Genomic DNA, 12,160 nt, shown 5'->3' on the forward strand with positions numbered 1-12,160 from the left:
TCCAACAGGCTGATGGCTCCACGGCGCCAGCAACAGACGCCGGTTTCACACTCAAACCCTCAGTCACGGGTTTCCTCGACAAACTCAATCAGGTTACCTGCGCAGTCACGAAGGAAGCATCCGCGACCGAAGCCCTCCCGTACCACGAAGGCGATGTCCGCTCCCCTGGACTCCACCTCAAGGAGAAAGGTTTCGAGGTCAGACACCTGGAAGGCGACATGCTTGTTACCGTGGGTCTGCAGGTCAGTGATCGGCGTGCGACGTTCCGCGGGCAGTGGTCTGGCGTCCTCCACCTGGAATATCTCGAAGCGCATCGCCCCCTTGCGTACCATCGCCACCCGGGCCCGGGCCGGAGGTATCTCAAACCGGCGTTCCAGGTCGAATCCCAGTATGTCGTGATACCAGGCGATCGCCTGTTCCAGATCGGGGACATTGACACCGCCGTGGTGAAAACGGAATTCGGGGGCCATCAGGCTTACTCCATCGCGGCGAAGGTTTCGGCACACCAGTCGGCAATGTAGTCGCGCATGCCGGTGCCATTGTCGGCGCCGCAATGTTCAATTTCAAAATCGGCCTTGGTGAAAATGCGCAAATGACGCTTGCTGCAGTTCACCGCTTGCTCGTAGGAACGATGGGCATTGGCCACTGGAATCTGGCGGTCACCCTCGCCGTGGGTCACCAGGAACGGCATCTTCATCTTCTCGATCTGGCCGTCCAGCGTGACATTGGGCATGTAGTCCATGAACGCTTCCATGCTGTCCTTGCCCCACACCCACATGACATGGTCCCAGTAGTGTGGCACGGGATTCTCGCCCTCGTTGGCCAACCGTTCCTGCTGCCGCTGGCCCCAGACGTGGTTGGCGCCCATCACCGCGCACAGCGCGAAGCGCGGTTCATTGGCCGCGGCGCGTGGCGCGTAATAGCCGCCCAGCGACAGGCCAAACATGCCAATGCGCTTCTCATCCACGTCAGCCCTGGAGGCCAGGTACTCCCAGGCCGGTGTCGCCCAGCGCTCGGTGTCGTAGACCGCGGTGAGTCCGCGTTTGCGCAGGGCCTCGCCTGTGCCGGGCTGGTCGACAAACAGGGTGTAGATCCCGCGTTCGAGATTTGACTCGCCGTGGCCCGCCATATTGACCTGCTCTTTCATCGAGTCGAGGCCGTTACAGGACACCAGCGCCGGTCGCTTGATACCGCTGCCGTCGTGAACAAAAATCGCGGGGTAGCTGCCCCCCTCATAGGGAATGTCGACGAAATCGACATGCAGCCCGCGCAATTCCACGTGCTTGCGGTAAAGTTCCAGCCCCTTGTCGTAGGCCTCCCAACGGGGCGCATAGTCGCGGGACTGCATGCGTTCAGCAGACAGGTAGTAGCCGCTGGCGCGCCCGTATTTGGTGCCGGCCGACAACAGATAACCGGCCTCCTCATCCGCCCGCGCATTGGCTTCGACCTGTTTGGCCACCGCGATCCAACTGTCGAACAGCAGCGCGGTCCCGGCGTCCTCGCCCTTGGCGGACGCCTCCTGGATTGGCCGGCAGGCCTCATCGATCTCACCGTGATTACCACCGCAGACCAGCGCCAGGTTCACCTGCAGATTCCACACGTAGTTTCCGGGAAATGGCTCAAACATCGTTGTCTCCTTGGCAGACGCTGCCGTGCTGCGGATTGAATGACCTAGTCGGCGGTCCAGCCACCGTCGATCACCAGGCTGCTCCCGGTCATCAGCACGGAAGCGTCGGAGGCCAGGAACACAACGGCTCCCATCAGGTCCTCCACCTGCCCCACACGTCCCAGCTTGATCTTGTTGAGGACGTGATCGAGAAAGGCCCGGTCCTCGAAAAAAGGCCGCGTCAGTGGTGTTTCAATAAAGGTCGGTGCAATGGTGTTACTGCGGATACGGTATTGCGCAAGGTCGAGTGCCAAGGCCTTGTTGAAGCCTTCCAGGGCCCACTTTGAGGCACAGTACAGGGTGCGCCCGGGACCGCCCACGTGGCCCATTTGCGATCCCATATGAATGATCGACCCCTCGACGCCCTCCTCGATCATCCGCCCAACCGCCTGCTGGGTGACAAAGACCGTACTCTTCAGATTGAGGTCCAGCACGGCGTCGTAATCGGCTTCGGTCACCTCGCCAATCGGTTTCGGGCGGTTGGTGCCGGCATTGTTGACCAGCACGTGAAATGCCGGACGCTCCGCAAAAAAATGGTGCACCGCCTCGCCCTGGGTGACATCCAGTACTTCGGCCTGCGCCCGGCCGCCAGCAACCCTGATCGACTCTGCCGCCTGTGTGATCTCGTCGCTGCTGCGAGCAACCAGGGTGACCTCCGCGCCAGCCTGGGCCAGCGCTGCAGCCATCGCCAGGCCGATCCCGCGACCAGCCCCGGTCACCAGGGCGCGCCGACCCTGCAAATCGAAACTGGGCGTGCGCGGTATCCGCTCAGCCATCGGCGCGGGTCGCCTCACTGGGCTCGGCTGTGCCGGCATAGGGTACATCGCGGTGGCCGTAACGGCGCACGCGGATGTTGGCCTGCTCACCGTGACCGGCAAAGCCCTCGAGGCCGCACAGGCGGGAACAGTATTCGCCCACCAGCGCAGAAGCCTCGTCGGTCAGCACTTTCTGGTAGGTGCAGGTCTTGAGGAATTTCCCGACCCACAGTCCGCCGGTATAGCGCGCGGCCTTTTTCGTCGGCAGGGTGTGGTTGGTGCCGATGGTTTTATCGCCATAGGCAACGTTGGTCCGAGGTCCGAGGAACAGCGCACCGTAGTTGGTCATGTTGTTGAGGAAGTAGTCCGGATCCCGGGTCATCACCTGGACGTGTTCCGAGGCGATGTCATCGGCGATGGCGACCATCTCTTCGTAGCTCTCTGCCACAATCACCTCGCCGAAGTTCTCCCAGGCCTTGCGGGCATGATCGGCTGTGGGCAGCACCTGCAGCAGGCGCTCGATTTCAGCCATGGTCTCTCGAGCGAGTTGCTCGGAGTTGGTCAGCAGTATCCCGGGGCTGTCGGGACCGTGCTCTACCTGCCCCAGGATATCGGTTGCACACAGTTCGGCATCCACGCTGTCATCGGCGATCACCAGCGTTTCGGTGGGGCCGGCGAACAGGTCGATGCCGACACGGCCATAGAGTTGGCGTTTGGCTTCAGCGACAAAGGCATTGCCCGGGCCGACCAGAATGTCGACCGGAGAGATGGATTCGGTACCCAGTGCCATGGCGCCCACGGCCTGGATACCGCCGAGTGCATAGATCGCGTCGGCACCCGCCAGGGCCTGGGCCGCCACAATGGCCGGGGCCGGCTTGCCCCTGAAGGGGGGCGCGCAGGTAATCACCCGTGGTACCCCTGCCACCTTGGCGGTAATGACGGACATGTGGGCAGAGGCAAGCAGCGGGTATTTGCCACCGGGAACGTAACAGCCCGCGGAGTTCAACGGGATATTGCGATGACCGAGGACCACACCAGGCAGGGTCTCGACCTCAACATCGCGCATCGATTCGCGTTGGATCTGCGCAAAATTGCGCACCTGGGTCTGGGCGAACTCGATGTCCTTGAGGTCCTGGCTGGACAGGCTATCGATGCAGGCCTGGATTTCCGCGTCGCTCAGGCGGTAGTCTTCGCGCTCCCATTGATCAAACTTGATTGACAGTTCGCGGACTGCCTCGTCACCGCGCTGCTCGATGTCTGCGAGGGTGGCCTCGACGATGTCCCGCACCTTGCGATCGGCGTCGGCCTTGACTTCAGCACTCGCGCCCTTTTTCAACCAGTTAGCCATGTTTATGAGGTCCTGTTTACGTTATCTCGACGGATGCACCAGCGTCAGAATGCGTCCAGCACGCAACTGACGTGCTCGACGCGGGGCGCCCCGGCAAAGAACGGGCTCGCCAGTCGGCGCCAGTGCTGGAAACCTTCCGAACTGCGAAAGGTTTCCATGTGATCTTCCACGGAGTCCCAGCCAACCACCAGGCGATAGCGGGCGGGATGCTCAATACCCCGCTCCAGCTTCAGGCTGCGACAGCCCTGGGCGCCGCGAAAATGTTCGCTCGCCTGCGCTACCGCTGCTTCAAACTCAGCTTCGGAACCCGGAGTGACGTCAATCTCTGCGATTTCGTAAATCATGGTAACGGGCTCCATGTAAAGGTGATGTTATCGGTAACGCCACTTTGCCCAGTGGGAAAATTCTGGTCAAGAAGTTGGTCATTCGTTGTTTGGAAGGCCGCTATCCGTAATTGCGATAGTAAAGCCGCCCCCTTCCTGTAGATGCAGACTGCTGCCTGCTCTAGGATTGTGGTCACCTCCCGAACACTGGGGCGGAGTCGGGCCGCGCCCGCCAAACAATAAGGAGAAGTCTGGATGAAAGTAGTGGTGACTGGCGCCGGCGGATTTGTCGGCAGGGCGCTCGCGCAGCGATTGGCTTGCGACGCATCACTTTCCCTGACACTGATGGACACACAGCTGCCTGTAATTGAGTGCCCTGACAGAGAACGCATCCAGAGCGTACAGGGTCAACTGCAAGATGCCGCTGTTCGCGAGAAAATTCTGAGTGGTGGTGTCGATGTGCTCTTCCACCTGGCGGCCTTGCCGGGCGGAGCCGCCGAGGGTAACCCGGAACTTTCCCGAGAGGTCAATCTCGACAGTACCCTGAATCTGTTCGAAGAGGCGGCTGCGGCGGGCTCGAATCCACGCATTGTATTCACCAGTACCATCGCCGTACTCGGAGCCCCCCTGCCCCCCGTCGTAGACGATAACTGCAGAATTCAACCCGCCATGGTCTACGGAACCCACAAGGCCATGGTGGAACTCGCCCTTGCGGACATGTCACGCCGCGGGCAGCTCGATGCCGTCAGCGTCAGGCTGCCGGGAATCGTCGCCCGACCACCGGCGCCGAGTGGGCTGAAATCCGCGTTTATGAGCAATCTGTTTCATGCCCTGCAAGCCGGCGAACCCTTCACCAGCCCGATCTCACCACAGGGAACCCTGTGGCTGATGTCGGTAGAACGCTGTGTTGACAACCTTGTGCATGCCGCAAAGCTCGACAGCAAAACCATGCCCGCATCGCGCGTGGTCACCCTGCCGGCACTGCGCTGCACCATGGGGGAACTCGCCGGCGCGGTCGCCGCACAGTGCGAAGTTGCGGAATCACTGGTGAGCTATCAGGCGGATGAGGGTCTGGAAGCGCATTTCGGCACACATCCGCCACTGCAAACGCCGGCGGCCGAGTCCGCGGGTTTCTCCGACGACGACTCCCTGCAGAATCTGGTCCAGCGTGCGCTGGCCGCGACTCGGGCAGTTGGCTGAGTCATGCCGCTCTCCATTGGCCACAGCTATAGTCCCCATCGGTAATCACGATTTGTGACCCCGCAGGCGCAACAGTAGGCTTGCCGAACATCGAACTGGCGTTCTCTCCTTGAGGATTCCAGGCCTGTTAGACGAATATGAGCTATCCAGGAATCAGAGCAATGACCCAACTACCTCCAGTTCGTCGCGTGGTCACCGGTCACAATGACAGTGGCCGCGCGGTATTCGCCAGCGACAGCAGCTTTGAAACCCAGTTGATCCCCAGCGGTGATGCACGGTTCACGCTGCTCTGGACCGCGCCCGACCTGCCCGTTGAGAATAACGACCCGGTGGATGGCCGGGAGCGCGACGCGGGACTGACACTGCAGGGCGGCTCCGTCATCCGGGTGGTCGACATGCTGCCCGGCCAGTCCTCACCGATGCACCGCAGCAACAGCCTCGACTACGGCATAGTGTTGAGCGGGCAGCTCGAACTGGAACTGGACGACAGCGCCACCACACTGCTGGGCCCCGGCGATATCGTGATCCAGCGCGGCACCATTCATCTGTGGCGCAACCCCAGCGAGACGGAAACCTGCCGTATCGTGTTCGTGCTGACCGAAGCCACTGCTGTCGAAGTCAACGGCCAACCGCTGCCGGAAGTTCATCCCTGATTCGCTGAATAGATCTCCAGGAAATAAATACACTATGTCCGACTACGATATCGTCGCCATGGGCGCAGGCCACAATGGCCTCACGACAGCGGCCTATCTGGCCAAGGCCGGCAAGAAAGTACTGTTGCTGGAACGCAACAGCTACGCGGGCGGAGGCGTGGCAACCCAGCAGATTCTCACGCCGGGCTATCATCACGATCTGCATTCAAGCGTGCACATCATGATCCAGGCCAACCCGATGATTACCAGCGATGAGCTGGAGCTGTTCAGCAAGCACGGCATGAAGTACAAGTACTCCGAACAGCCGCACGCGACCATCTTCAACGACCAGTCAGTCCTGATTACTTACAAGGATCTCGACAAGACCTGTGAAGGCATTGCCCGCTATTCGCAGAAAGACGCCGACGCCTACCGCCGGTTCGTGGAGATCGGTCAGTCCATTCTACCCATGGTGATGCCGGGCATGTACAAACCGCAACCTCCGCTCGGACAGCTGGTCGCCATGCTCGACAGCAGCGATGAAGGGCGGATGATGCTGGATTTCATGCAGCGCAGCAGCCTCGACATCATCAGGCAGTGGTTCGAACACGACAAAGTACAGATGCATATCGCCCGGGCGGTCTCGGAGAACCTGCAGTTGCCCGATGAACTGGGCACGGGTATGGGCACTATCATGTTCACCGCGCTGATGCACACCTACGGCGTTTCCCAACCCTGGGGCGGCAGCGGCAAACTGTCGGAATCCATGGTCAAGTGTATCGAGGCCAACGGCGGCGAACTGCGCTACAACGCCGAGATCAAACGGATTCTGGTTTCCGGCGGGAAGGCCGTCGGGGTCGAGATGAATGACGGCGAGAAGATCATGGCGAAAGATGCCGTGATCGGTTCCATGCACCCGCACAAGCTGCGCCAGTTCGTGGACGGCGTAGCGGAACCGGTGTTGCAGCGGGCAGAGAACGCCTCACTGGCAGCCTTCAGCCTGTTCGTATCACACTACGACCTGCGCGAACCCATTCAATTCCGGACCGAAGACAAGGATGTCGAAAAGGCGATCATGCTGACCCTGTGCCAGCATGAGAGCATGGCTGAACTGCAGGCGGACTTCGACGCACTGAAGCGCGGCGAAATTACCCGCAGGATGATGTTTGCCGGCAACGATGAATCCAAGTCAGACCCCAGCCGGGTACCCGCGGGAGCCGGCATGTGGCACAGCACCGGCTTTGCGCCCTACGAGCTGTTCGAGGGTGGCAGCTCCCGCTGGGATGAGTTCCGGGAGGAGTATGGCCAGATGCGACAGGAGCAGCAGTCGCGATTTGTATCAAACCTCAACAGCGACAATATCATCGCGCACAAGTTCTATACTCCGCTGGATCTGGAGCGAAACTCCCCCAACTCGATGGTCAAGGGTGACGTTCACGGTGTCGCCCCGTACTTCTACCAGAGCGTGGGCAGCCGCCCGACGGCGGACCTGGGTCAGTTCCGGGTGCCGGGCATCGAGGGGCTCTATCTCGTCGGCCCGTCCATGCCTCCGGCGGGTGGTGTGGTAGGCGCTGGCCGAGCGGCTGCCATGATCATGTTTGAAGACCTCGGTATGGACTTCAATGCGACCTTCGACGTGGCGGATGACACGGTCAGCAAGGCCCGTGCCCGCACTCTCGCACCGAAAGATGGCGCCATGCGCCTGTTCGACGAGCAGGATGAAGAACTGATGGCGGTCGACAGCATCGAAACCGCCGGCGACGAAGTAGTCATTCGTGGCAAGACCTTCGGCACAATGCCACTCACCGCCCGCCTGGGCCCGGGCGATCTCCGCCGCGCGATCAAATTGGCCTTGAGTCCTGCCAAGGTCTGGGCGATCCTGGGGATGCTGTTTCGCAAGGACTGATACCCTCGGCTGCCAACGTCAGATAGACGTTGGCGCCTTTGGGATCCGCCTGGCCGGTAGGGGCTATTTCAGCGATTCGTAGGGAAGGCCAACGTACTGGTTGGCGATGACTTTGAGTCCGTCTTCGTGATTCAGGTAGTAATCGAGCTCCGAGGCCATGAACCGGCTGAAGGTGGCTGCATCCATATCGTTGATCCGTGCATCACCAAAGTTATGCAGCATATTGGACATCCACCAGGAGAAGCGTTCGCCGTGCCACACCCGGCGCAGTGCGATGGCTGAGTACTGTGCGATGCAATCACGATCACCATTGCGATAGACGCGAGACAGTATCTGGTACAGGGCCGCCACATCGGACGCCGCAAGATTCAGCCCCTTGGCGCCGGTGGGTGGTACGATGTGCGCCGCATCGCCTACCAGGAACAGATTGCCGTACTGCATAGGCTCGCAGACAAAGGACCGGAGCGGTGCAATGCTCTTTTCCAGGCTTGGGCCGGTGACGAGTTGCTCCGCGGCGTCGGCGGGCAGCCGACGCTTGAGTTCCTCCCAGAATTTGTCGTCAGTCCAGTCCTCGACATCATCGGTCAGCGGCACTTGCAGGTAATAGCGCGAACGGGTGCTGGAGCGCCGGCTGGCCAGGGCAAAACCGCGCTCGCTGTTACAGTAAATCAGCTCTTCACTGACGGGCGGCGTGTCGCTGAGCAACCCCAGCCAGCCAAAGGGGTAGACCCTTTCATGTTCAGTTCGCTCGCTTTCGGGAATCGTCTTGCGCGATACACCGTGGAATCCGTCGCAGCCCGCGATGAAGTCGCAGTTCAGGCGATAGGCAACTTCGTTGTGGGTAAAGGTCACCCAGGGCTGGTCCGTCTTGACGTCGTGCAGCACCACATCAGAGGTTTCGTACCAGGTGGGCAGCCCGGCATTCTCGCGGGCTTCCATCAGGTCCCGGGTGATCTCGGTCTGGCCGTAGCACAGCACGGTTTTGCCCCCGGTCAGCGTCTTCAGGTCAATGTGGGTCCGCTCGCCGTTCACGGCAATCTCGAAGCCGTCGTGTACCTCCCCTTCCCGGTCCATGCGCTCGGACACCCCCGCCTCGCGCACCAGGTCGACAAAGCCCTGCTCCAGGATCCCCGCGCGAATACGGCTGAGGACATACTCGCCACTCACCCGCTCCAGAATCACTGTCTCAATGCCCTGTTTCGCCAGCAGTTGGCCCAGCAGGAGGCCCGAAGGTCCGGCACCGATAATCGCTACCTGGGTTTTCAACGTTTCCACGACGCATTTCTCCTGTTTGGTTTATGCGTTCATTGTTGCCCTCTCACCCCCCGGGGACTATTCAACATTTAATCAATCTATTGTACTTTTCGTGCAGAGCACATCCATTGGTGAGCCCAGCCCGCCCCTGCGAGGAACCGCTATGGCCCAGAACCCTGCAACCATCCCGTTCTACGGACTTTACGGTGACAACTTCGTCGACGGCGACCCGGGGTTCGTGCATATCGAGGATATTGCCACCCGCAGCAGCGGCCTCGACTGGATAATTCAGCCACACCGGCACAACCGGCTGTTCCAGCTACTCTGCATTTTCGACAGCCAACTGGAGATCAATCTCGAGGGGACGACACACAATCTGGTCGGCAGCTGGATCGTGACTCTGCCGGTAGGCGCGATACACGGGTTTCGCTTTCAGCCAGGCAGCCAGGGTTTCGTGCTCACCCTAAAGGACACGGTACTGGCCGAGGAACTGCCCCAGGGGTATGAAGGTTCAGGCAGCGAACTGTTCCAGACACCGCAATTGATTGAGTACGTTGCAGACGACCCGGGCCTGACGGCCTTTCTGGAATACGTCGGCAAGATTCGCGAGGAGTTTGATTATCAGCGACCCGGTCGCCACCAGGCACTTGCCCTGCTATCCCGACTGGCAGTGCTCTCGCTCCACCGCCAACTTCGACACCAGCAATTTCTGGCGGCACCGGGAGGCAAGGAACTGCAGGCCTTGGGGCAGTTCCGCGCCCTGCTGGAAATCCACTACCGGGAACACTGGCCTGTTTCCCGCTATGCCAGTCAACTGCATATCTCCACGTCGACACTGGCCCGGCTGTGTCACAAGATGCTCGGCAGTCCACCCAAGCAACTCATTGACGAGCGTATGTTGAGCGAGATCCGGCGGCGGCTGGTGTATACCCGGCAATCCCTGGATGAAATCGCCTACACCCTGGGGTTCAAGGACTACCCCTATTTTTCCCGCTTCTTCAGGCAACGCCAGGGCATGACGGCCGGGGAGTACCGCAAGCAGGCAGACGCCGGCCAGCTACCGGAGGAGTGAGCGCCCCCGCCAGGCCCACCAGGGGTTTCACTCAGGCAAACTCTTCCGTATCGATCTCCACCTGGGTGGCTGCGCCGTAGCGGGTCCCGTGCACGCTATCCTGGTTGATCAACTGGCCGGCCGATTCGAGCACGGCCAGGTCCAGCTGCACATCACCCGCCGCCACGTTCTCGCGCAGGTGCGCGATGGAGCGGGTCCCGGGAATGGGAACAATGTGCTCACCCTGGCCAAGCAGCCAGCACAGCGCCAGTTGACCCGGCGTACAGCCGGCCCCTTCGGCGAGTGCCGCGAACTCCCGGTACAGTGCCAGGTTGGCCTGAAAGTTGGGAGCCTGAAACCGCGGCATATTACGGCGGATGTCTTTCTCCGACAGCTGTGATACGTCATGTACTGCGCCACTGAGGAAGCCGCGTGCCAGCGGACTGAAAGCGACAAAGGTGACGCCGAGTTCACGGCAGGCTTCCAGCACGGCGATTTCCGCGTTGCGGGTCCACAGTGAATATTCCGTCTGTACCGCAGTGATCGGGTGCACGGCCTGGGCCTTGCGCAGAGTATCGGCGGAGACTTCCGACAGACCGATGGCCCCGATTTTTCCCTGCTCCACCATCTTCGCCAGCGCGCCCACGCTGTCCTCGACCGGCACCTGCTTGTCCCAGCGATGCAGGTAATACAGATCGATATGATCGGTTTGCAGGCTGGCGAGCGACTGCTCCACCGTTTGCGCGAGGGTTTCCGGCCGGCCATCGATGACTTTTTTGCCATCGACCCCGGTCATCCCGCATTTGCTGGCCAGGTGGATGTGTGGCCGCAGGTCGCGCAGCGCTTTTCCGACCAGCTTTTCGTTACTGCCAAAACCGTAAAGAGCCGCCGTATCGAAATGGCGCACCCCCAACTCGAAGGCCTCCCGCAGCAGACCGATGGCCGATGCCTCATCCGGCGCATGCCCGTAGGCATGGTTCAGGTTCATGCACCCAAGGCCAATGGCGGGAACGCTGAACGTGCCAATGTTTCGCTGTTGCATAGGGAAATTCTCTCTTCCTTGTGTGCGCTTAGCCCGCCAGTTGTTGCTCGAGATCGTGCAGTACCTTGTAACAGGGCAGAACACTGGCCACGCTGGAGTTGGGCTCGCGCCCTTCTTTGATCGCGGCGAAGAACTCCCGGTCCTGGAGTTCGATGCCGTTCATGGATACATCCACCTGGGATACATCGATCGGCTCTTCCTTGCCATTGACCAGGTCGTCATAGCGGGCGATGTAGGTGCCGTTGTCGCAGATATAGCGGAAGAAGGTACCCAGGGGACCGTCGTTGTTGAACGACAGCGACAGGGTGCATATGGCACCATTCTCGGTCTTCATCTGGATCGACATATCCATGGCGATGCCCAGCTCCGGGTGAATCGGCCCCTGCACGGCATTGGCCTGCACGATTGGTGAGCCGGCCTGGTAGGCAAACAGGTCCACGGTGTGGGCCGCGTGGTGCCACAGCAAATGATCGGTCCAGCTGCGGGGCTCACCCTTGGCATTGATGTTCTTGCGTCGGAAAAAATACGTTTGTACGTCCATCTGCTGGATGTTCATTTCTCCCGCGACAATGCGCTTGTGCAGCCACTGGTGCGAGGGATTGAAACGGCGGGTGTGACCCACCATGCACACCAGACCGGTTTCCTGCTGGGTTTTGAGTACCGCGTCGGCATCCTCCCAGCAGTCGGCCAGGGGAATTTCCACCTCGACGTGTTTGCCGGCTTTCATGCACTGAATGGATTCTGCGGCGTGCTGCTGGGTGGGAGTGCAGAGGATAACAGCCTCGGCCTCGGTCTGCTCCAGCGCTTCGCCGAGGTCCGTGGCAACGTGCTCAATGCCGTATTCCTTCGCGACCTCGCGAGTCTTTTCCAGGTCGCGCCCTACCAGCGAGACTACTTCCACGCCGTCGATATTCTTGATGCCATCGAGGTGCTTGATACCAAAGGCACCGGGGCCGGACAGTAATACTTTCATCTCATTCTCC

Annotated in this window: 12 protein-coding genes; 4 read left to right on the forward strand and 8 right to left on the reverse strand. The window is 60.6% G+C overall.

Annotated elements, in window-relative coordinates; all coding sequences use genetic code 11:
* Positions 1–59 precede the first annotated feature (59 nt).
* From FV139_RS18765 to FV139_RS18785, 5 genes are read right to left on the reverse strand one after another with little or no spacing between them, the layout of a single operon-like run.
* Positions 60–470, reverse strand: a complete 411-nt coding sequence (locus tag FV139_RS18765) for a VOC family protein (protein WP_148070019.1) — start codon at positions 468–470, stop codon at positions 60–62.
* 5 nt (positions 471–475) lie between these two features.
* Positions 476–1,627, reverse strand: coding sequence for an alpha/beta hydrolase family protein (locus tag FV139_RS18770; protein ID WP_148070020.1), 1,152 nt, complete (start codon positions 1,625–1,627; stop codon positions 476–478).
* A 44-nt stretch (positions 1,628–1,671) separates the two neighbouring features.
* Positions 1,672–2,442 carry an SDR family NAD(P)-dependent oxidoreductase gene (locus FV139_RS18775; protein ID WP_148070021.1) on the reverse strand — a complete coding sequence of 257 codons (771 nt, stop codon included), beginning with the start codon at positions 2,440–2,442 and terminating at the stop codon, positions 1,672–1,674.
* The gene (gene hisD, locus FV139_RS18780; RefSeq protein WP_148070022.1) at positions 2,435–3,769 is read right to left on the reverse strand and encodes a histidinol dehydrogenase; all 1,335 of its coding nucleotides are present in this window, start codon (positions 3,767–3,769) and stop codon (positions 2,435–2,437) included. The genes FV139_RS18775 and hisD overlap by 8 nt, the downstream gene beginning before the upstream one ends.
* Positions 3,770–3,813: 44 nt before the next feature.
* Complete coding sequence (locus tag FV139_RS18785; RefSeq protein ID WP_148070023.1) at positions 3,814–4,113, reverse strand: antibiotic biosynthesis monooxygenase family protein; 300 nt, start codon at positions 4,111–4,113, stop codon at positions 3,814–3,816.
* 234 nt (positions 4,114–4,347) lie between these two features.
* Between FV139_RS18785 and FV139_RS18790 the strand changes: the two genes are divergently transcribed.
* The 3 genes from FV139_RS18790 (at position 4,348) to FV139_RS18800 (ending at position 7,830) form a co-directional block, all read left to right on the forward strand.
* Positions 4,348–5,292: an NAD-dependent epimerase/dehydratase family protein gene (locus FV139_RS18790; RefSeq protein ID WP_148070024.1), complete on the forward strand. Its 945-nt coding sequence runs from the start codon at positions 4,348–4,350 to the stop codon at positions 5,290–5,292.
* A gap of 161 nt (positions 5,293–5,453) precedes the next feature.
* Positions 5,454–5,945, forward strand: a complete 492-nt coding sequence (locus tag FV139_RS18795) for a cupin domain-containing protein (RefSeq protein ID WP_148070025.1) — start codon at positions 5,454–5,456, stop codon at positions 5,943–5,945.
* Between the two features lie 34 nt (positions 5,946–5,979).
* A complete protein-coding gene (locus tag FV139_RS18800) occupies positions 5,980–7,830 on the forward strand; it encodes a phytoene desaturase family protein (protein WP_148070026.1) in 1,851 nt (616 codons plus the stop codon).
* 63 nt (positions 7,831–7,893) lie between these two features.
* Here the strand turns inward: FV139_RS18800 and pobA are convergent, their stop codons facing one another.
* Entirely contained in the window at positions 7,894–9,105 is a 1,212-nt protein-coding gene (pobA, locus tag FV139_RS18805) for a 4-hydroxybenzoate 3-monooxygenase (RefSeq protein WP_148070027.1), read from the reverse strand.
* Positions 9,106–9,247: 142 nt separating this feature from the next.
* On the opposite strand from pobA, the gene FV139_RS18810 reads away from it, so the two are divergent.
* A complete protein-coding gene (locus FV139_RS18810; RefSeq protein WP_187276643.1) occupies positions 9,248–10,156 on the forward strand; it encodes a helix-turn-helix domain-containing protein in 909 nt (302 codons plus the stop codon).
* Between the two features lie 31 nt (positions 10,157–10,187).
* Here FV139_RS18810 and FV139_RS18815 read toward each other — a convergent pair whose 3' ends face one another.
* Positions 10,188–11,177, reverse strand: coding sequence for an aldo/keto reductase (locus tag FV139_RS18815; protein WP_148070029.1), 990 nt, complete (start codon positions 11,175–11,177; stop codon positions 10,188–10,190).
* Between the two features lie 28 nt (positions 11,178–11,205).
* Positions 11,206–12,150, reverse strand: a complete 945-nt coding sequence (locus FV139_RS18820; protein ID WP_148070030.1) for a Gfo/Idh/MocA family oxidoreductase — start codon at positions 12,148–12,150, stop codon at positions 11,206–11,208.
* Between the last annotated feature and the right edge of the window lie 10 nt (positions 12,151–12,160).

This window comes from Parahaliea maris (genome assembly GCF_008064665.1).
Lineage (GTDB): Bacteria > Pseudomonadota > Gammaproteobacteria > Pseudomonadales > Halieaceae > Parahaliea > Parahaliea maris.